The organism is Ectothiorhodospira variabilis (genome assembly GCF_022227625.1).
GTDB lineage: Bacteria > Pseudomonadota > Gammaproteobacteria > Ectothiorhodospirales > Ectothiorhodospiraceae > Ectothiorhodospira > Ectothiorhodospira haloalkaliphila.
Map to the genome: position 1 here is coordinate 321,164 of NZ_JAJNAO010000002.1, position 17,688 is coordinate 338,851.

22 protein-coding genes and 1 pseudogene are annotated in these 17,688 nt (G+C 63.4%); 9 read left to right on the forward strand and 14 right to left on the reverse strand.

The window, feature by feature from the left end:
* Nucleotides 1-213: 213 nt before the first annotated feature.
* The 3 genes from LPW30_RS04130 to LPW30_RS04140 form a co-directional block, all read right to left on the reverse strand.
* Nucleotides 214-1,167: a transposase gene (locus LPW30_RS04130; RefSeq protein WP_239680158.1), complete on the reverse strand. Its 954-nt coding sequence runs from the start codon at nucleotides 1,165-1,167 to the stop codon at nucleotides 214-216.
* A gap of 246 nt (nucleotides 1,168-1,413) precedes the next feature.
* A complete protein-coding gene (locus tag LPW30_RS04135) occupies nucleotides 1,414-1,653 on the reverse strand; it encodes a DUF2442 domain-containing protein (RefSeq protein ID WP_025281135.1) in 240 nt (79 codons plus the stop codon).
* Complete coding sequence (locus tag LPW30_RS04140; RefSeq protein WP_338018724.1) at nucleotides 1,634-1,864, reverse strand: DUF4160 domain-containing protein; 231 nt, start codon at nucleotides 1,862-1,864, stop codon at nucleotides 1,634-1,636. The genes LPW30_RS04135 and LPW30_RS04140 overlap by 20 nt, the downstream gene beginning before the upstream one ends.
* A gap of 583 nt (nucleotides 1,865-2,447) precedes the next feature.
* On the opposite strand from LPW30_RS04140, the gene LPW30_RS04145 reads away from it, so the two are divergent.
* Complete coding sequence (locus LPW30_RS04145; RefSeq protein WP_238984760.1) at nucleotides 2,448-2,609, forward strand: hypothetical protein; 162 nt, start codon at nucleotides 2,448-2,450, stop codon at nucleotides 2,607-2,609.
* Nucleotides 2,610-2,661: 52 nt separating this feature from the next.
* On the opposite strand, the gene LPW30_RS04150 is transcribed toward LPW30_RS04145, so the two are convergent.
* Nucleotides 2,662-3,471, reverse strand: a complete 810-nt coding sequence (locus tag LPW30_RS04150; protein WP_239680159.1) for an RNA-guided endonuclease InsQ/TnpB family protein — start codon at nucleotides 3,469-3,471, stop codon at nucleotides 2,662-2,664.
* Nucleotides 3,472-3,488: 17 nt separating this feature from the next.
* Here LPW30_RS04150 and tnpA point away from each other — a divergent pair.
* From tnpA to LPW30_RS04165, 3 genes and pseudogenes are all read left to right on the forward strand, one after another.
* A pseudogene (tnpA, locus tag LPW30_RS04155) lies at nucleotides 3,489-3,770 on the forward strand (IS200/IS605 family transposase); the annotation flags it as partial.
* Between the two features lie 151 nt (nucleotides 3,771-3,921).
* A complete protein-coding gene (locus LPW30_RS04160) occupies nucleotides 3,922-4,236 on the forward strand; it encodes a type II toxin-antitoxin system RelE/ParE family toxin (protein ID WP_239680160.1) in 315 nt (104 codons plus the stop codon).
* A 1-nt stretch (nucleotide 4,237) separates the two neighbouring features.
* The gene (locus tag LPW30_RS04165) at nucleotides 4,238-4,519 is read left to right on the forward strand and encodes a helix-turn-helix domain-containing protein (protein WP_025282428.1); all 282 of its coding nucleotides are present in this window, start codon (nucleotides 4,238-4,240) and stop codon (nucleotides 4,517-4,519) included.
* Between the two features lie 136 nt (nucleotides 4,520-4,655).
* Here the strand turns inward: LPW30_RS04165 and LPW30_RS04170 are convergent, their stop codons facing one another.
* The 4 genes from LPW30_RS04170 to LPW30_RS04185 all read right to left on the reverse strand — a co-directional run bounded on the left by LPW30_RS04170 (nucleotide 4,656) and on the right by LPW30_RS04185 (nucleotide 7,519).
* Entirely contained in the window at nucleotides 4,656-5,417 is a 762-nt protein-coding gene (locus tag LPW30_RS04170) for a transposase (protein ID WP_239680161.1), read from the reverse strand.
* A 93-nt stretch (nucleotides 5,418-5,510) separates the two neighbouring features.
* Nucleotides 5,511-5,936, reverse strand: coding sequence for a type II toxin-antitoxin system VapC family toxin (locus tag LPW30_RS04175; RefSeq protein ID WP_239680162.1), 426 nt, complete (start codon nucleotides 5,934-5,936; stop codon nucleotides 5,511-5,513).
* 12 nt (nucleotides 5,937-5,948) lie between these two features.
* The gene (locus LPW30_RS04180) at nucleotides 5,949-6,191 is read right to left on the reverse strand and encodes a FitA-like ribbon-helix-helix domain-containing protein (protein ID WP_025282432.1); all 243 of its coding nucleotides are present in this window, start codon (nucleotides 6,189-6,191) and stop codon (nucleotides 5,949-5,951) included.
* Nucleotides 6,192-6,355: 164 nt separating this feature from the next.
* Nucleotides 6,356-7,519: a Fic family protein gene (locus LPW30_RS04185; protein WP_239680163.1), complete on the reverse strand. Its 1,164-nt coding sequence runs from the start codon at nucleotides 7,517-7,519 to the stop codon at nucleotides 6,356-6,358.
* A 272-nt stretch (nucleotides 7,520-7,791) separates the two neighbouring features.
* Here LPW30_RS04185 and LPW30_RS04190 point away from each other — a divergent pair, with 272 nt between their 5' ends.
* On the forward strand, nucleotides 7,792-8,316 hold the full coding sequence (locus tag LPW30_RS04190) for a retropepsin-like aspartic protease family protein (RefSeq protein ID WP_025282434.1): 525 nt from the start codon (nucleotides 7,792-7,794) through the stop codon (nucleotides 8,314-8,316).
* Between the two features lie 47 nt (nucleotides 8,317-8,363).
* On the opposite strand, the gene LPW30_RS04195 is transcribed toward LPW30_RS04190, so the two are convergent.
* A complete protein-coding gene (locus LPW30_RS04195; protein WP_239680164.1) occupies nucleotides 8,364-9,677 on the reverse strand; it encodes a pilus assembly PilX family protein in 1,314 nt (437 codons plus the stop codon).
* Between the two features lie 179 nt (nucleotides 9,678-9,856).
* On the opposite strand from LPW30_RS04195, the gene rph reads away from it, so the two are divergent.
* Genes rph through LPW30_RS04215 form a run of 4 tightly spaced genes read left to right on the forward strand, consistent with a single transcriptional unit; the run spans nucleotide 9,857 to nucleotide 12,576 of the window.
* Entirely contained in the window at nucleotides 9,857-10,573 is a 717-nt protein-coding gene (gene rph, locus LPW30_RS04200; RefSeq protein ID WP_239680165.1) for a ribonuclease PH, read from the forward strand.
* Between the two features lie 32 nt (nucleotides 10,574-10,605).
* Nucleotides 10,606-11,196, forward strand: coding sequence for an RdgB/HAM1 family non-canonical purine NTP pyrophosphatase (gene rdgB / locus LPW30_RS04205; RefSeq protein ID WP_239680166.1), 591 nt, complete (start codon nucleotides 10,606-10,608; stop codon nucleotides 11,194-11,196).
* Between the two features lie 25 nt (nucleotides 11,197-11,221).
* Entirely contained in the window at nucleotides 11,222-12,385 is a 1,164-nt protein-coding gene (hemW, locus tag LPW30_RS04210) for a radical SAM family heme chaperone HemW (protein WP_239680167.1), read from the forward strand.
* Nucleotides 12,382-12,576: a CPXCG motif-containing cysteine-rich protein gene (locus LPW30_RS04215; RefSeq protein ID WP_239680168.1), complete on the forward strand. Its 195-nt coding sequence runs from the start codon at nucleotides 12,382-12,384 to the stop codon at nucleotides 12,574-12,576. The genes hemW and LPW30_RS04215 overlap by 4 nt, the downstream gene beginning before the upstream one ends.
* Before the next feature lie 3 nt (nucleotides 12,577-12,579).
* Here LPW30_RS04215 and LPW30_RS04220 read toward each other — a convergent pair whose 3' ends face one another.
* From LPW30_RS04220 to LPW30_RS04240, 5 genes are read right to left on the reverse strand one after another with little or no spacing between them, the layout of a single operon-like run.
* Complete coding sequence (locus tag LPW30_RS04220; RefSeq protein ID WP_239680169.1) at nucleotides 12,580-14,151, reverse strand: lipoyl protein ligase domain-containing protein; 1,572 nt, start codon at nucleotides 14,149-14,151, stop codon at nucleotides 12,580-12,582.
* The gene (gene ubiV, locus LPW30_RS04225; RefSeq protein WP_025282442.1) at nucleotides 14,148-15,041 is read right to left on the reverse strand and encodes a ubiquinone anaerobic biosynthesis protein UbiV; all 894 of its coding nucleotides are present in this window, start codon (nucleotides 15,039-15,041) and stop codon (nucleotides 14,148-14,150) included. Before ubiV ends, LPW30_RS04220 begins: the two co-directional genes overlap by 4 nt.
* A complete protein-coding gene (ubiU, locus tag LPW30_RS04230) occupies nucleotides 15,038-16,039 on the reverse strand; it encodes a ubiquinone anaerobic biosynthesis protein UbiU (RefSeq protein ID WP_419398015.1) in 1,002 nt (333 codons plus the stop codon). The genes ubiV and ubiU overlap by 4 nt, the downstream gene beginning before the upstream one ends.
* A 14-nt stretch (nucleotides 16,040-16,053) precedes the next feature.
* A complete protein-coding gene (gene mnmL / locus LPW30_RS04235) occupies nucleotides 16,054-17,010 on the reverse strand; it encodes a tRNA modification radical SAM protein MnmL/YtqA (RefSeq protein ID WP_239680170.1) in 957 nt (318 codons plus the stop codon).
* 3 nt (nucleotides 17,011-17,013) lie between these two features.
* Entirely contained in the window at nucleotides 17,014-17,643 is a 630-nt protein-coding gene (locus LPW30_RS04240; RefSeq protein ID WP_239680171.1) for a TatD family nuclease-associated radical SAM protein, read from the reverse strand.
* Nucleotides 17,644-17,688 lie beyond the last annotated feature (45 nt).

Below are 17,688 nucleotides of genomic sequence, written 5' to 3' on the forward strand. Positions count from 1 at the left end.
CAAGGGACAGGCACTCTTGACCATCCCGCTCAGCTTTTCGTCACATAGCCGTTATGTTCAACGGCCTCCCGCCCCGTTGACTGCCCTTTCCCCGCCTGGGAATGCGCTTCCAGCCTCGAATTTCCCCACCATCTGGCTGAAAGCATGAACGGCGCCCACGCGCCAATCTCGGCACCTCACCGCCGCATGTGAGAAGTCGGCCAAGAAAGCCCCTCAGGCCACTGATCGTCGCCGCTGACGTCGGTACACGGCCTCAAACCGCGTGCTCTGGTCCAGCCATTGATCCGGGGTGATGCCCAGGCGCTGCAGGATGGGCGGCTGAGTGTTGGCAATGGCGCCCTTCTTCCTCGGGTCGATGGACCGCCCCGTGGCGTCCACCAGGGCCAGATAATCCTCGAAGGCGAACGGTATGCCGGTCTGCCCTTCCTGCACGAACGCGCCCTCGAAATGCAGCAGCGGTTTCACCTTGCCATCGAACCGCAACAGGGCATCCAGCTGCATCTGCTCGCGCACGGCCTGCGCCAGGTTGAACCGGGGCGTGATCCGTTCCCGGATGCTGGTGTGCGCCGAGGCCTCCGGGGTGGCCGCCATCCCGGCCCGCACCGGGTTGAGATCCACATAGGCCATGCAGCTGAGCAGCGCCGCCTCAGTGCGCAGCGCCTGGGACTTGAACCGCGCCTCCCAGAAATGCCCACTGCAGCCATCCTCCCGGTTGGCCTGGCGGGCAATGGGCTCGTTCAGGCACTTCATGAACCAGCTCAGGTCCGCCAGTCGCCGCCGGTAACACTGGGCAAATTCTGCCACCTGGCTCAGCTCGTAGCTTTCCTGCGACGCGCCGGCCAGATACCGCTGAACCAGCAGCGGCCCCTTGAACAGGCAGCTCCAGCGCCGCAGCACCTCGTCATCGGACCAACGCTCGGCGTGCGCCGGCTCCAGCTTGACCACCAGATGATAATGATTGGACATGACCGCGTATGCGGCCACCTCCACGGCAAACAGGGAGGCCAGCAGCCGGATCCGATCTTCGATCCATTGCCGTCGGTGTTCAAAGCACTTGCCGGTGGCCTGATCCTGCCCACACAGGAAGGTGCGACGCACACAGCGCGAGACCACGTGGTAGTAAGGGGTATCGGCGACCGATATCTGCTGGCAACGGGGGCGTGGCATGTGTCCCTCCTGGACGATGGTTCAACGGCTGAGTCCATGAGCCGGTGTCGCGGCAGATTAGCGCAGGGGTGTTCTGCAGTGGTCTTGGTGGCAGGTCGGCATCAGCCGGACTGTAAGCCAACCCGCCGCGAAGCAGGAAAGGTCGTTTGTGAAAACGATCCGGCCAGGCAACCGTAACCTCGGAATCCTCGTTCACGGCGAGGAGGGCTCAGGCCCCGCAGACAAAATCATCTTACAGTGTTCCCCTCACGCCACCTGCTGGGAGGGGACTTCCAGCATGGCGGCAATGCTCAGATGGTAGTCAATATCCGGCCACTCAATACCTGTAGCGTCGCAGATAAACTGGTAGTGACGTAATTCCTTGACAGAGGCCTGCTCAAGCTCTGGATACCAGCTCAGTGGTGTCGAGATACGCCGACCATCACTCAGCTCGACATGAAGGAAATGGTCGTCAAAATGAACTTCCCTACCTCCCAAACCATGCATTCCACACCTCCAGAAATTGCCGTCTATGCAAGCTCAAAAGTTCAAGACACTCCTTGAGTTCTTGCTTCTTGAGCGTTGAATATACCACCACGCTGGTTTCCATTTCGATCTTGGCCCAGCCGCCAGACTTCATCACATGCACGTGCGCTGGCCGATGCTCATTCGCATAGAAAAAGAATTTGAACCCTTTTTCGTTCAATAAGGTCGGCATCAACTTAGTTTCCACCTGGAATCCGGCACCGTGTCGATAACGCCACCCTGGAAAAGTATAGGAGGCACCTTCGCCGGGTGTCGCCGGGACGATGAGGCTTGGACCTTCACCGCCAATACATCCTCGGGCGGATCCTCCATTAATACGATCACCTTCACGTGGCGATTCATCAGCTTCTCAAACTGCGGAATCCGGATGAACGCGCTTTTGATATCCGTCTCGAACTCTACCGCGTAAATATGACACCTTAAGCAAGCAGGGGATAACCACGCACCACGAGGATAGCACGACTACCGCCTCAGGGCGGCGGAGCAAGACGAGAAGGCAAGGGACAGGCAGTCTTGACCATCGTGGTCAGCCTTTCGTCCCCTGGCCGTTATGTTCAACGCCCACCCGCCCCGCTGGCGACCCTTTCCCCACCTGGGAATGCGCTTCCAGCCTCGAATTTCCCCGCCATCTGGCTGAGAGCACGAACCGCGCCCACGCGCCAACCTCGGCACCTCACCGCCGCATGGTAAAAGTCGGTCAGGAAAGCCCCTCAGGCCGCCTACCAGACAGTCGTCGCCAGGAGGTGATAGATTTCGTGACGTTCTTGGAACAGCGGTATGGGGTTTCGCCTCCAAGTGAACAGGTGGATTGGCCAGAACAAGAGTTCCGGGCCATGAGTATTGAACAATCCATGCGAGGCCTGGAGGACGAACCGGATCTTTATTCCGACGATGATCTCAAGGAGCGCTGGCGGTGAAGCGCTCTGTTGACATCCTCCCCGGCCCGAAGGCCGGAGATTCCTACGGCGCTCAGTTCGCTGATGCGATTTGAGTCGCTTCGGTGGGTTCCTGCTTCATCGGAGCTGCCGTGCCTACACCGAGGTGTGGGTGCGGCCTTACATCCCCTCCACAGGCCATGACGGCATGCCCTGCCGCCAATACATTGTTGGCTGCATTCACATCGGCATGAGCCGTGTGACCGCAGGCAACACATTTGAATCGGGCCTGGGTCTTGCGGTTGGCCTTGTCCGCATGACCACAAGCCGGACACATCCGGCTGGTGTTGCGTGGATTCACCGCAATGACCATTCCACCGCGCCATGTCTGCTTATATTCAAGCTGGCGTCGGAACTCGGCCCATCCCTGATCCAGAATGGATCGGTTCAGGCCCGATTTGGCCCGGACATTTCGCCCCGGCAGATGGACCGTGCCTGCTGCCGACTTGGACATATTCCGTACCTGCAAGTCCTCTATCACAACGACTGCGTGGTTTTGGCTGATCGCGGTCGAGGTCTTGTGCAGGAAGTCGCGGCGGGCATGGCCGATGCGGGTGTGAATGCGCTGGATACGGGCTTTGGCCTTTTTCCAGTTATTGCTGAATTTGACCTTGCGGCTCATCGCCCGTTGAGCCCGCGCCAGTTGCCGCTGGCGCTTTTTGAGGGCATGCGCCGGGGCAATGATCTCGCCGCTGGAGAGGGCGGCGAAGCAGGCCACCCCCATATCCATGCCGACGATGCTGCGAGCCGGGTGGCGGGGATCTTCGATCTCCTGTCGCGTCTGAATGGATACATGCCAGCGCCCGCCCGAGAGGGCAACGGTGACATTGCGAACCTCGCCCACCACCTTGGCCTATGGGCAAGGTCTGCGCCGACTTCGAGGCACAACTGATCGAGATGGACGGCGAGGACGATCATGTGCATCTGCTGGTGGAGTATCCGCCCAAGGTGGCCGTCTCGAACCTCGTGAACAGCCTCAAGGGCGTCTCCAGCCGTCTGCTTCGCAAGGAGCGCCCGGATATCGAGAAACGCTACTGGAAGGGCAGCGTGCTGTGGTCGCCGTCCTACTTCGCATCCTCCTGCGGCGGCGCGCCGACCTCCATCGTGCGCCAGTACATCGAGCAGCAGCAGACACCTCACTGAAACCCAAGGACGGCTACGCCGTCCGCGCTATCCTTCCCCGCCCTGAACGGCGGGGCTTGTCGCGCGCTGGGTCAGACTAGCGCGGAGCGAGGCGCTGGCAAAGGCGTGCCTGCTGTTTGCTGCGACGTCTAAAATTACGTACACTCCGAGCATGCAAACACTGATTTTCATGGGCTCCAGTCGCGAGGATATCCGGGGTTTTCCGGAGGGGGCGCGGAGGGAGCTTGGGCGACAGTTGCTTCGTATTCAGCATGGACTGGACCCCGATAACTGGAAGCCGATGAAGACTGTGGGCAAAGGTGTGCGCGAGGTGCGGGTCAATGTTAAGGGCCAGTTCCGGGTCCTTTATGTCACAAACATTGGTAACGCTGTGTATGTATTGCATGCCTTCCAGAAAAAGGCGCAGAAGACCAGCCCGAAGGATATCGAGTTGGGACAGCGCAGGTACAGGCAAATCGGGTTCTGATATGGACGAAAAGATGACAGTGAGCTGTGGCAACGTTTTTGAGGATTTAGGATTCTCGCCGGAGGATGCTGCGGCAATGCAAGTAAGGGAAACTCTTTTGATCGCGTTGGAGAAAGAACTGCGCAAACGCGGCAAGACACAGCGGGAGCTGGCAGCAGAGTTAGGGGTGTCACGCAGCCGAATTTCCGAGGTGCTGCATCACAAGACCGACCGCTTTAGCGCTGACAAACTGGTGGGCCTGCTGCACCGAGCGGGTAAGCGTGTGGAGTTGCGGATTGACTGAGCAGAGCAAGGGACTGGCACTCTTGACTGACGAGGTCCACCCGCCCCGTTGGCATCCTTTCGCCGCCGCATGGGAAAAGTCGGTCAGAAAAGCCCCTCAGGCCACTGATCGTCGCCGCTGCCGTCGGTACACGGCCTCAAACCGCGTACTCTGCTCCAGCCACTGATCCGAGGTGATGCCCAGACGCTGCAGGATGGGCGGCAGCTGGTCTGCCTGCTCTACCGCCCCCAGTGGGAGCCGGCCTGCCGGCGATGCGTTGCACCAGCAGCGCCCGGGCCAGCCCATGCGCCCACTGCCTTCGCGGGCGAGGCCCGCTCCCACATGATGCAGATGGACTCCCTGCCCCATCTGCTCGCGCACGGCCTGCGCCAGGTTGAACCGGGGCGTGATCCGTTTCCGGATGCTGGTGTGCGCCCAGGCCTCCGGGGTGGCCGCCATCCCGGTTGGCCTGGCGGGCAATGGGCTCGTTCAGGCACTTCATGAACCAGCTCAGGTCCGCCAGTCGCCGCCGGTAACACTGGGCAAATTCTGCCACCTGGCTCAGCTCGTAGCTCTCCTGCGACGCGCCGGCCAGATACCGCTGAACCAGCAGTGGCCCTTTGAACAGGCAGCTCCAGCGCCGTAGCACCTCGTCATCGGACCAGCGCTCGGCTTGGGTCGGTTCCAGCTTGACCACCAGGTGGTAATGGTTGGACATGACCGCGTAGGCGGCCACCTCCACGGCGAACAAGGACGCCAGCAGTCGGATACGATCTTCGATCCATTGTCGGCGGTGTTCAAAGCTCTTGCCGGTGGCGTGATCCTGCCCACTCAGGAAAGTGCGCCGCACGCAGCGCGAGACGACGTGGTAGTAAGGGGTCTCGGTGACCGATATCTGCTGGCAACGGGGGCGCGGCATGTGTCCCTCCTGGACGATGGTTAACCGGCCAGATCCATGGGCCGTGGAACGACAGCCTACCGCGAGGTAGGAGGCCAGGCCCGAATCAACTGCTCAAGCCCCGTGCTTCCAGGGGTCGATCACTTCGACACCGCAGCCCGTGAAATCGGTCACGTTGCGGGTCGCGATGGCGGCGCCATGAGCACGTGCCGTGGCGGCGATCTGGCAGTCCGGGAAGCTGATCGGCCGACCGGCGGCGCGGCGGTCGACGAAGATGGTAGCAAAGGCTTGCGCTGCGACGCTGTCAAAGGGCAGAACCCGGCCCGCGAAGTCCTCGGTGATCATGGCGTCGATTTCGGCGATCAATCGACTGCGTCGTTTGCCCTCGGACATCACCGCTGCCCCGCGCCGCAGTTCGGCCTCTCCCACCGCGCTGATATGAAGCACTGCAGCGTCTTGTACCCCGAACCAGGCTAGAACAGCCGGGGCGGGGTTTGGACGCATCAGCTCCGAGATCACATTCGTGTCGATCAGGATCATTGCCGGTCCGCTTTAGTCGAACCGTAGCGGTTCCGGCATCGGTTCCCGCGGCGGCAATGGGAGATCCACCCCACCGAGCGCCGCGAACCGGCGGTGGATAGTCTCGCCGAGGTTCTTGGGCGCCACCGGCTTACCGATGGCCTGGCGCAGGATTTCCCGCGCTTCCTCCTCCATCGACCGGTCATGTTGGGCCGCGCGCATGCGCAGGCGACGCTTCAGACCCTCGTCGAGATTACGAATTGTGATACTGGCCATGGCACTCTCCATCAAGCTCTCTTAAGATTAATCTTTGATTGCATTGATATCAACTCACCCAGCTGGACCAGGAGCGAGGGACAGGCACTCTTGACCGCCCCCCACAGCAACATTTTCTAGCGGTTGCTGCTTAATCCGTGTCCGCTGCGACTTGACCAGAACACTCAGGAATGGATCCACTTACGGCACAGTTCTGGAACCTGATATCGAGTGCTTCGGCCTCCTGCCGATAACTTCACCAGGCAGCCCTTCTCGACAAGCCCGGCAAGATGGCGGGTGGCAGTGGCCTTACTCACCTTGGCCACTTTCTGATACTGCGAAGCACTGATGCCTTGCTCAAATCCCCTTTCCCCTCCATCAAGCAACCGGTTCAGCACTTTTGCCTGCTCGGGGAGCAGGCCAGCCGTCCCGAAGCGCTGCCAGAAGCAGGCTTTGGCCAGTGTCCGCTCAGCCTGATCAATTACGTTCAGCAACGTGGCATTCAGGGTATCCAGGAACCAGACAAGCCAGGTCGTCAGGTCCGGCTTTCCACGTTGGCTCTCCTCGAGATGGCGATAGTAATTGGCTCGGCGCTCCAGGATGGCTGCGGACATGGCATACAAGCGAATCCCTTGCTGGTCCGCCTGCGCCAGGGCTCGATCGGCGATGGCCCGGGCGATACGCCCGTTGCCATCTTCGAACGGGTGCAACGTCACGAACCAGAAGTGGGACAGCCCTGCCCGCACGAGAGGGTCCATCCCGGGGTCATGGCGGCTGGACTCGAACCATTGGAGGAATTGGTCAACCTCGCACTCCAGGCGTTCTCGGGGCGGGGCCTCAAAATGCACCTTGGGGCGGCCAATGCGGCCTGAGACCACCTGCATCGGCTCCACCCCTCGCCATTGGCCGGGGCGCAGCGTTGTAAGAGAGGCTTCCGCATCAGGGAACAGCCATCGATGCCATTGAAATAGTCTTTCTGCATCCAGCGGTGAATCCGGTTTGAGGGTGGCATCCAGCATCAACTCTGCCAGGCCTTCGGAGCGCGGTGAAGGGGGCCCGCCAGGCTCCTGCACACCAAGGCGCCGGGCCAGCGATGAGCGTACCGACGCAACATTCAGGCGCTCACCTTCGATGGCCGAGGAGGTCACAATGTTCTCCAATAGCGTGTCCAGGGCGGCTCTCGCCTCGGCCTCCGGATCATCTGCGGGCAACAGGGCCTCCGACCGCCCCAGCAAGATGCCGAGCCCCCTCCAGCACTTCTGAAGCCGAGGCTGAACCTCAGCCACTTGCCAGGTAAAGCAGGGCCAATCGGGATGTTGCCAGATCCACTTGGGGGCTTGATCGGTCATTTATTCGGCTCATTATGTGAGCTGAAAGAATGGCCCTTTTCGGCTCAGTGGGCAAGCAAGGAAGCCTTGGGATTTCGGGTGATGCGCCAGCAGCGCCCAGGCCAGGCCGTGTGCCCACCGCCTTCGCGGGCGAGGCCCGCTCCCACATAAGAATGGGGATCGTCACCTGTATTGCTCTGTGAGTGACAACGCCGCTCAAGCCCCCGGGAACCCGCGACAATGGATCCGACTCCAATTCCCATACGATGAAGTGGATACGCGGGGCTTCGCGGATGAACCAGGCACCCCCCGGCCGCCGGGCCGGTTTGATCATGTTGACCCTGTTCTGGGTGCTGGCCCTGGGCACGGGCACGTGGGTGTATCAGGGGGTGCTGGATGGTCAGCGCAATCCCAATACGCACCTTGTGCACAGCCTTGGCGATGGGGATGGCAGCGTTACCCTGGAGCGCAACCGGGCGGGGCATTTTGTGGCCACGGGCCGGATCAATGGGGAGCCTGTGGATTTCCTTCTGGATACCGGCGCCACTTATGTGGCCTTGCCTGCGCATCTGGCAGAACGACTTGGTCTGCCACGGGAGCATCGGGCCACTTTCAACACGGCCAATGGGCGCGTTCAGGGGCATCTCACCACGCTGGATGATGTGAGACTGGGAGACCTGTCCGCCCGCGGGGTGCGCGGCGCCATCACGCCGGGGCTGGAGGGGGATTTTGCCTTGCTGGGGATGAGCTACCTGGGGCGTTTTGACATCCAGATCCGTGGTTCCACGATGGTGTTGCAGACACCCGAGCGGCGTTGATGAGGCCGCCGAAGGGCGGCCGCTTCTCCCACCAGGTTCCATTCTATTTACATCAACTCCCGCCAGGCGGTGATCTGTGGATGCTCGAAAGCGGCGTCCCACAGGCCGTGTTCACGCAGATTGTCCAGGGCTTCGGGGCTGTAGCGGATGTTAATGTTGCCGGAGAGGTGGTCGAATAACTCGCCATCGTCGCCCGCTAGAGAAATCACGGACCCGAAGATATTCACTTTCGCCGCATCCGCGTTCATTTCCGCCCCTTCGAGAAGGATCACCAGCCCCTCGAAGGTAATTGACATGTCGTCGCCTGGGTGGAGTGTGAGCTGATCGGAGATCACCAGGATGCCCGCCCCATGCACATCCCCGCTCACACCGATGCTGCCCTCCCCTTCCACATGGTAAATACCCGGGGACTCCCGGTTACCCATGAAGTCCTGAACGTACACAGAGTCCACCACACTACCATACTCAGTAGGGGAACGGTCGTTGATCAAGGGCCCCCCATCAGCGTCAAGCTGCACATGCTTTCGCTCCGGGTGCGTCAGGAGCTGGTCCACGTAACTCTTCCAGTCACTGGCGCGCGTGCCGGAGGGGTTCCCACCCCCCGTGCTCACCCCCTCGCTGACCATGACGGGAGCAGGTTCGCCATGAATCCGTTCCGACGTCGTCTCCACAGAGCGCGGGCCCTCCGCAGGGGCGTTTGCGTCTCCCAGCACCAGGTAAAGCCCTGTGACGGGAAGCGCCTCGGCCAACGCCTCTGGCAGGTTCTCGGGAGGATCGCTCGGACATGAACCCGATGTGCAGACATAGCCATCATCACTGCTGGGCAACGGCCAGATCCGGCCATCGAAGAGCAAGTCAAAGTTGTCGCTCTGGACAACGACATCATCGTCGTCCACGGCACACGCAGCCCCAAAGCAATGATAGGCCCCCTCAGGATGAGGCCCGCCGAGGCCGGTCTCCAGGGTGATCTCAAGGGTGCGCCGGGCGGCGGTGTTGCCCACGCCGCCCACGACCTGCACGGTCATCGCACTGCCGCTGGCTTCGGGAGCCTGAGCAAGCCACCACTGGGCCGGATGCTCGCCAGTGACATCATGCGGGCCCATACCGCCGAGATCTTCAAGCAACACGTCGGGATCCAGTCGGTTCAGATTCTTGTAGATGAGGCGAGAATTGGCGAGCACCTCGGCCACCCCCGTCTCGGCCGCCATGAACGCATCGGTGCCCTGCTTCTGATTACCGGCAATGCGCTCCTGAAGGTGGGCCGACGTCATCCCACTCACGCCGATCAGCGTGGCCAGTGACAGCATCACCAATGAAACAATCAGGACCGCTCCCTGCTCCTTGGCGGGTCTGTAGCGCATGAGGACCTCCTATCCCTGTATCGACAGTGTGTCTCCCGATTAAAGCGCTCATCCAGCCGACAAACAGCGTACTAGTTCAAATTTTCCGCAATCGGCGCCACCCGTTGGGGAAACGCCCAGGCGGCGCCCCAACATCAAGAGCGTTATACTCTCCCCCCATTTTCCAGAAGGAGCACCCTATGCGACCCAGCGGCCGCGCCCCGGATCAGTTGCGACCCATCCGTTTCACCCGGGGGTTCACCTCCCATGCCGAAGGCTCGGTGCTGGTGGAGTATGGCAATACCCGGGTGATCTGCACCGCCTCGGTGAGCGATCGGGTGCCCCCGTTCCTCAAGGGCAAGGGGCGCGGCTGGGTGACGGCGGAATACGGCATGCTGCCCCGGGCCACCCATGATCGGGTACCCCGCGAGGCGGCCCGGGGCAAGCAGGGGGGGCGCACGGTGGAGATCCAGCGTCTGATCGGTCGCAGCCTGCGGGCGGCCGTGAACCTGGAGGCCCTGGGTGAGCGTCAGATCACCGTGGACTGCGACGTGATCCAGGCCGATGGTGGCACCCGCACCGCCTCCATCAGTGGCGGTTACGTGGCCCTGGCGGACGCCATTGCTGCCCTCAAGGCCAAGGGCCAGATCAAGCGCGATCCGCTGTTTGGCAGCGTGGCGGCGGTGTCCGCAGGCATTTACAAGGGCACGCCGGTGCTGGACCTGGATTACCCAGAGGACTCCGAAGCCGAGACCGACATGAATGTGGTGATGAACGAGGCCGGTGGTTTCATCGAGGTGCAGGGCACGGCAGAGGGCCACGCCTTCCGCCCGGAGGAGTTGCAGGCCATGCTGGAATTGGCCCAGAAGGGTATCGGCGAGATCATCACCGCACAGCAGGCGGCGCTGGCGCTGTAAGCGTGGTCCGCCTTGATCACGGGAGACTGAAAATGAAGATCGTGCTGGCCACCGGCAATCAGGGCAAGGTTCGGGAATTCGCGCAACTGCTGGCCCAAAGCGGCCACGAGGTGGTGCCCCAGTCGGACTTTCAGGTGCCCGAGGCCGAGGAGACGGGCCTGAGCTTTGTGGAGAATGCCATTCTCAAGGCCCGCAACGCCGCCGCCCACACCGGCCTGCCCGCCATGGCCGATGACTCGGGCATCGAGGTGGACGCCCTGGACGGTGCGCCGGGTATCTATTCCGCCCGCTATGCCGGCCCCAATGCCTCGGCCGAGGAGAACAACATCAAGCTGCTCAAGGCCGTGCGGGAGATCCCCGCATCGGGACGCATTGCCCGCTTTCGCTGCGTGATCGCCTTTTTGCGCCACGCCGAGGACCCCTCCCCCATCATCGCCGAGGGCAGCTGGGAGGGCATGATCGCGCCGGGGCCCGCCGGTGATGGCGGACATGGCTACGACCCCATCTTCCTGGATGCCGAACTGGGCATGACGGCGGCGCAGATGAGCGGCGACGAAAAGAACCGCCGCAGCCATCGGGGTGAGGCACTACGGGTCTTCCTGGCACGGCTGGAGACCGTGTAGGGCGCTGGCCCGAGTGCATCCACTGATGTTCGCCTCGCTGCCCGCGCCACCGTTGTCCTTGTACATCCACCTGCCCTGGTGTGTGCGCAAATGCCCCTACTGCGACTTCAACTCCCATGCGGCGGACTCCGTCCCCGAGTCTGACTATGTGGATGCCTTGATCGCCGACCTGGAGGCGGACCTGCCGCTGGTATGGGGGCGGCGGCTGGAGAGCATATTCCTGGGGGGCGGCACCCCCAGCTTGTTCAGCCCGGAGGCCATTGACCGTCTGCTGAGCGCCATCCGCGCCCGGCTCACCTGCCGGCCGGGGATCGAAATCTCCATGGAGGCCAATCCCGGCACGGTGGAACAGGACCGCTTCCGGGGCTATCGCGAGGCCGGGGTGAACCGGCTCTCCATTGGGGTGCAAAGCTTCGATGATGGGCTGCTTCAACGGCTGGAGCGGATTCACACCGGGGATGAGGCCCATGGCGCCGTGGCGGCGGCTCGTGCAGCGGGCTTTGACAACCTGAATCTGGACCTGATGTTCGGGCTGCCGAACCAGACCCTGGATCAGGCCCTGAAGGATCTGGACACGGCCCTGGCGCTCGGGCCTGAACACCTAAGTTGGTATGAACTGACCCTGGAGCCCAATACGCGTTTTGCCAGCCACCCACCCATGCTGCCCGATGAAGACACCCAGTGGGACATGCAGCAAGCGGGGGATGAGCGACTCCGGGTGGCAGGTTACGCCCATTACGAAGTATCGGCCCATGCCCTGCCCGGGCGGCAATGCATCCACAACCTGAACTACTGGCACTTTGGGGATTATCTGGGCATCGGCGCCGGCGCCCATGGCAAGCTTACCCTGCCTGGCGAGGGGCGCATCCTGCGCCGCTGGAAGCAGCGTCAGCCTCAGGCGTTCATGGACGAGGCCCGAGCGGGATCTGCTGTCGCCGGGGAGCGCGCCCTCACGGTGGCGGACGCGGCCTTTGAATTCATGCTCAATGGGCTACGCTTGAGGGAGGGGGTTACAGTGGAGATGTTCACCGCCCACACCGGGCTCACACCGGAGGTGCTGGAGCCGGCCCGTGGCCAGGCGGTGGAGAGGGGGTTGCTGGCGAACCATGCTGATCGGCTGGTGGCCACAGAGTTGGGGCGGCGGTATCTCAACGATCTGGTGGGGATGTTTTTGGAGGATCAACCATGACCCATCCGCTCGAATTCATCACCACCCAATGCCCCCACTGCGGCGAGACATTTGAAACGCGCGTGGACATCCTGGAGCTGGGCGACAGCTATGTGGAGGACTGCCCCACTTGCTGCAGCCCCATTGAATTCCATATCCAGGAGGGCATGGATGGCGAACTGGAAGTCACCGTGCGTCGCGAAAACGACTGAGCCTCAGGGCTTGCCAGGCATCTTCGGCACCCACACCATCACCTTCTCCAGCAGCTCGCCATCCAGTTGGGCCTCGGCCGTGAAACGCCCTGCATAGGCCTCGTCCTCCTGCCCCAGTTCGTAACAGTTGGAACCGCTGATATCCATGAGCACCGCCGGTATGCCCGCATTGCGAAAGGCGTGGATGCGCTTGAGGTAAAAGTGGCTGCAGCACATGCCCACGTACGCGGGCTCACCCCGGGCCTGCATTTGCTCCAGCACCTCACACAGATGCTCGAAACGGGTGATGGTCACCACTTCCAGCCCACGCTCCCGGGCCAGGCGGTAGGCCTCGCCCACCTCGCAGGCACCGCATTCCGGACAGCCATCCTCGTGACGCCACCGGCACCAGCCCGGCTTGGCGCAATAGGGCACCAGCATCACCGTGGCCCGATCCAGGATCTGCCTTGCGGTCTCGTTGCCACTCACCCGATGCACCATCAAACGATTGGCCTGCCAGTTGGACAACCCCAGGGCCTGCTCGGAGCGGCGTCCCAGGGCCAGGCGCAGCAACAGCGACAACTCATCGGGCCCAAAACCCGGCGTCTGCCCCGCGTCGGTTCGAAGGCGCCGGATCAGGCGCACCTCGGCGGCATCCATGGGCGCACCGGTAATGGCATCCGCCAGGGAGTCGAACAGGTCGGCCGGCGAAACATGCACGGCGCCGGCAAACACGGCCTGCTCGATCACACGACCCTCTGCATCCGGTGTGACGCGCAGGTGCAGCACGCCGCCGGCGGTGGGCAAGAAGGCCTCCCAGCGATCCTGGCGCTGATCGGACCAGTCTTCCTGAAGGGCCGGATTCACTGCAGGAGGCGGCCTGCCCTGATCCAGCGCCATCCAGCGGTCCGGCGGCGCGGCCACTGGCTCCAGGGCCAGTTCCTTCATCAGTGCCTGGGATACCGCCGCCTTGGCCGCTTCCATCTCCGGGGCGTCGCCCGGGAAGTCCCGCAGGGTGATGAAGCGCTGCCGGGCACTGAGGATGCCCTGGGCACTAAGCTTTTCCCGGGGGGCGCGCAGTACCTTGAGCAGCACTTCGGTATCCAGGTCTTCCAGCAGGACCGCCTGGTAGAGCACCGACTCGGCATCCATGGCCAGAAAACCGGACCCCAGCTTGCGGCCGTCCACTTCCAGGTCGTTGGGAAACGCCGTGCGCGCGGGCACGCCCAGGCTTTGCAGGGCGCGGGCCAGGGCCCGGTTGAGACGGGCCATGAGCGCGGTGAGAGTATCACCCTCTCCCAGCCAGTGCCGGGGCAGGGTCAGGCTCAGGCAGCATTGTGCCGGGGCCAGGTACAGGGCCCCGCCGCCGGTGAGGCGACGCACCACGGGGATGCCGACCTCGGCACAGTACTGCTCGCGCACCGCGTGGCACGCGGCCTCGAAGCGGCCAAGGCTGGCGGTGGGCTGGTAGCGATGAAACCGCAACCGCGCCTCATCCGCAGCCACGCAGCCCTCCAGATGGAGGCGGTCCCGTGCGGCCTGCACGGAACCCGGCGCGGCCGGCTCGCTCCACACCCGGCAGGGCCGGGTGCTCATGCCGATAAGCTCTCCTGCCAGTTCATGCCGGCCTCGCCCTTCCAGTAACCGTTGGAGAACCGCGGATACAGGTCCCTGATCTGTTCCATGGCTTGGGCGGACGAGCGGGTGCCCTCAACGCAGTCGCGGAAGGCCTGGATCACCTGCTCGGTGCCCTCGGGTTCGGGGGAGATGCGCAGCACTTCCACGCCCATGTCCAGCAACTCCGGCACGGCTTCGATGAGGTTGCATGGGTCGGCAGATTGCAATTCGATGCCGTTGATGGTGAGGAAGCCCTTGCCGTCCTGGGTGGACATGGACAGACCGCCAGGGTAATCGATGCAGGCCAGCTCGCAGCTATCCTTGGGCAGGTTGCGGGCCCGGGCGGTGAAACAGCGGGCGGAGAAGGCCAGAGGCAAACGCCCGAAGCCCCACACCTCGGTCTCCAGCCCCTCGGGCCGGGCCGCGTGCATGGCCGCCAGGATGTCCCTGGACAGTTCCACGGGCATCACCCAGCGCACGGCACCCACGTCGGCCAGTTCCTTGAGGGTGCCGGCGTTATAGGTGTTGATGTGAGGGCCGGCCACGAAGGGCTTGCCCATGGACAGGCCCAGGCCGGTAGCATCGTTGGCCTCGATCATGTAGCGGCCGTTGTTCACCAGGCGTTCCAGGGCCAGGCGCTCGGATTCCGCCTCCATGAGGGCCAGGGTGGACATGACCACCGTCTTGCCAGACTCGCTCAGGCGATCAGCCAGTTCCAGCCAGTCAGCGGCACGCAGCTCGCGGCGCTTGGAGCACACCGTCTCGCCCAGGTAGACGATATCCACCGGGGCGGTTTCGATGGCCTTGTAGAAGTCCATGACCCGTTCGCGGGGCCAGTAGTATGGAATCGGTCCCAGAGAAAGTTTCATTGCCAGGCTCTATGCAAGGCACCCAGGGTCTGGGTGCGTCCTTCGGACATGCCGGCGAGCTGCTCGGCCCATTCCGGCTTCGGCTTGTAATTGTCGGGGTTGGCATGCACTGCATCCAGGGCCTGACGCATCACCTGCGTGGCCTTGCCCACGTAGGCAGGGCTGCGCTGGCGGCCTTCCAGCTTGATGGCCTTCACCCCCGCTTTCATCAGATCGGGCAGGATGTCCAGGGTGCTCAGGCTGGTGGGTTCCTCGATGGCGTACACGGTGTCCTGGCCATCGCCCACGTGATAGCGGCCCTTGCAGATCACCGGGTAACCGGCGCTCTCGCCTTCCCGGAAGGTGTCGATGAGCACGCCGTTGAGACGGGCCTCGCGGCCGCGCTCGGTCTCGATCCAGCGTACCGAGTGGGCCGGGGAACAGGCCCCCTTGGTGTTGGGAGAGTCGCCGGTGGCATAAGAGGACAGCATGCAGCGCCCTTCCACCATCACGCACAGGCTGCCAAAACCGAACACCTCGATATCCACCTTGGTGCGCTCGATCACCTGGGCCACCTGGGACAGGGACAGCACCCGGGGCAGCACGGCGCGACGCACGCCATAGCGGTCGTGGTAGAAGTTGAGGGCCTCGGCGGTGGTGGCCGAGCCCTGCACGGACAGGTGCAGGGTGAGATCGGGATGGTTGTCGGCGGCGTGACGCATCAGGCCCAGATCCGCCAGGATGACGGCGTCCACACCCTCGGCGGCAGCGGCGTCCACTGCCTCGGTGGCGGCCTTCCAGATATCCGGTTGCGGATAGGTGTTCAGGGCCATGTACACCTTGGTGCCCTTGCCGTGCGCATAGGCGATGCCCTTGGCCAGGGCCTTGCGATCGAAGTTCAGGCCCGGAAAGTTACGGGCATTGGTCTCGCCGCGCAGGCTCAGGTAGACGGCGTCGGCGCCGTGGTCCACCGCCGTGCGCAGCGCGGGCAGGCCGCCGGCAGGGCAGACCAGCTCCATACGTTGTGGGTTCATCAACAACTCTCCTGGGTTCCGGGAAGGTGACTGTCTGGGTAGGGATGGCGCGCACCCTGGCGGGTGCCCCGGCGCGTGAGTTCCTGTTCGATGCCGTTGATCGCGTTCCATTTGCTGGCGCACCACTCGGGGGCCAGCAGCAGGGGTTCGCGGGCGGTGGCCGTGAGGCGGTGGAACACCACCTCCGGCGGGGTCATCTCGATGAGGTCGGCGGCGGTGTTCACGTATTCGTTCAAGGTCCAGGGGCGGTAGTCCCCGTTGCGCCACAGGCGGGCCAGCTGGGTACCACGCACCACATGCAGGGGGTGCAGCTTGAGGCCGTCGGTGCCTTCGTTGAGCACCCGGCTGAGGGTTTCCCGCTGGTGCCAGGGGGTCTCGCCGGGCAGGCCGTGGATCAGGTGGGTACACACCAGCAGGCCCCGGCTGCGGGCGCGGTTTACGGCGTCCTTGTATTCGCCAAAGCCATGACCGCGATTGACGCGGTTGAGAGTTTCATCAAAGGCAGACTGCAGGCCCAGTTCCAGCCAGATCAGATAGCCCTGATCCTGGTAGGCGCATAGCAGGTCCAGCACCTTGTCGGGCACGCAGTCGGGACGGGTGCCAATGGCCAGGCCCACCACGCCGGGTTGTTCCAGGGCGGCGTCATAGAGATGCTTGAGGCGGTCCACCTCGGCATAGGTGTTGGTGTAGGCCTGGAAATAGGCCAGATACAGGCTGGCGCCATTGCGCCGGACGATGACCTCGCGCCCTTCGCGCAGCTGGCGGGCCACCTCACCGCCGTCTTGGCCCTGGGGGGCAAAGCTGTCGTTGTTGCAGAAGGCGCAGCCACCGCGACCCCGGGTGCCGTCCATGTTGGGACAGACGAACCCGGCACTCACGGTGAGCTTGTGCACCCGCTGGCCGAAACAGGCCTTGAGGTCGCGGCCCAGGGTGTTGACGCGGTCACTCAGTCCCACGGGTCAACCCACCTGGTCCAGCACACGGCGCCGGAACCCCACGCCAAGATCCCGGGCGATGGCCTCGCAGGCGGCGATGTCCACGCCGGCCAGACCTTCGACGGCGGTAAGGGTCACCTCGGGCACGTGGGCCCGGGCCTTGCGGGCAAAGTCCAGCAGGGCGGCATGGGCACCGGGGAGTTTGGGGCGGCAGTGGCGCTCGTAGGTGAGTTCATCCTGGGCATTCAAGGAGATGGACAGGGCATCGATGCAGCCGGCCATCTCCGGGGTCACGTCCCGACCATGCACCAGGCTGGCCAGTCCGTCGGTGTTGATGCGCACGCAACGGGCGCCTCGCGCCTTGATGTTGCGGGCCACCTCGAGGATGTCGTCCAGGCGCAGGGTGGGCTCGCCCAGGCCGCAGAAGACCACCGCCTCCCACTGGGCCGGATCGCCCACGGCCTCGATCATCTCGGCCACGGTGGGGTCCGCCTGCAGGCGCAGGTCATAGCCCTGCACGTCCCAGGTCCGGTTGTACTTGGGGCAGAAGGCGCAGCGCAGGGTGCAGCGGTGGGTCACATTCAGGTAACGGCGCCCGTGTAACGTGTAGCCCACCACGCGCTCGGCGTCATGGTGGTTGGCCGTTTGTTGCATGTCGTTTAGAACCTCTGTGGCATGCGGTCCGGGCGGCTGAAAACC

Bases quoted from the DNA above. Each gene is read 5' to 3' on its own strand.
- LPW30_RS04240 (WP_239680171.1), bottom strand. From the start codon at position 17,643: ATGCAACAAACGGCCAACCACCATGACGCCGAGCGCGTGGTGGGCTAC.
- LPW30_RS04160 (WP_239680160.1), top strand. From the start codon at position 3,922: ATGCAAACACTGATTTTCATGGGCTCCAGTCGCGAGGATATCCGGGGT.
- hemW (WP_239680167.1), top strand. From the start codon at position 11,222: ATGTTCGCCTCGCTGCCCGCGCCACCGTTGTCCTTGTACATCCACCTG.
- LPW30_RS04135 (WP_025281135.1), bottom strand. From the start codon at position 1,653: ATGCATGGTTTGGGAGGTAGGGAAGTTCATTTTGACGACCATTTCCTT.
- LPW30_RS04185 (WP_239680163.1), bottom strand. From the start codon at position 7,519: ATGACCGATCAAGCCCCCAAGTGGATCTGGCAACATCCCGATTGGCCC.
- LPW30_RS04140 (WP_338018724.1), bottom strand. From the start codon at position 1,864: ATGCCGACCTTATTGAACGAAAAAGGGTTCAAATTCTTTTTCTATGCG.
- LPW30_RS04165 (WP_025282428.1), top strand. From the start codon at position 4,238: ATGGACGAAAAGATGACAGTGAGCTGTGGCAACGTTTTTGAGGATTTA.
- rdgB (WP_239680166.1), top strand. From the start codon at position 10,606: ATGAAGATCGTGCTGGCCACCGGCAATCAGGGCAAGGTTCGGGAATTC.
- LPW30_RS04195 (WP_239680164.1), bottom strand. From the start codon at position 9,677: ATGCGCTACAGACCCGCCAAGGAGCAGGGAGCGGTCCTGATTGTTTCA.
- rph (WP_239680165.1), top strand. From the start codon at position 9,857: ATGCGACCCAGCGGCCGCGCCCCGGATCAGTTGCGACCCATCCGTTTC.
- ubiV (WP_025282442.1), bottom strand. From the start codon at position 15,041: ATGAAACTTTCTCTGGGACCGATTCCATACTACTGGCCCCGCGAACGG.
- LPW30_RS04220 (WP_239680169.1), bottom strand. From the start codon at position 14,151: ATGAGCACCCGGCCCTGCCGGGTGTGGAGCGAGCCGGCCGCGCCGGGT.
- LPW30_RS04190 (WP_025282434.1), top strand. From the start codon at position 7,792: ATGAACCAGGCACCCCCCGGCCGCCGGGCCGGTTTGATCATGTTGACC.
- LPW30_RS04170 (WP_239680161.1), bottom strand. From the start codon at position 5,417: ATGCCGCGCCCCCGTTGCCAGCAGATATCGGTCACCGAGACCCCTTAC.
- LPW30_RS04180 (WP_025282432.1), bottom strand. From the start codon at position 6,191: ATGGCCAGTATCACAATTCGTAATCTCGACGAGGGTCTGAAGCGTCGC.
- ubiU (WP_419398015.1), bottom strand. From the start codon at position 16,039: ATGGAGCTGGTCTGCCCTGCCGGCGGCCTGCCCGCGCTGCGCACGGCG.
- LPW30_RS04215 (WP_239680168.1), top strand. From the start codon at position 12,382: ATGACCCATCCGCTCGAATTCATCACCACCCAATGCCCCCACTGCGGC.
- LPW30_RS04130 (WP_239680158.1), bottom strand. From the start codon at position 1,167: ATGCCACGCCCCCGTTGCCAGCAGATATCGGTCGCCGATACCCCTTAC.
- LPW30_RS04175 (WP_239680162.1), bottom strand. From the start codon at position 5,936: ATGATCCTGATCGACACGAATGTGATCTCGGAGCTGATGCGTCCAAAC.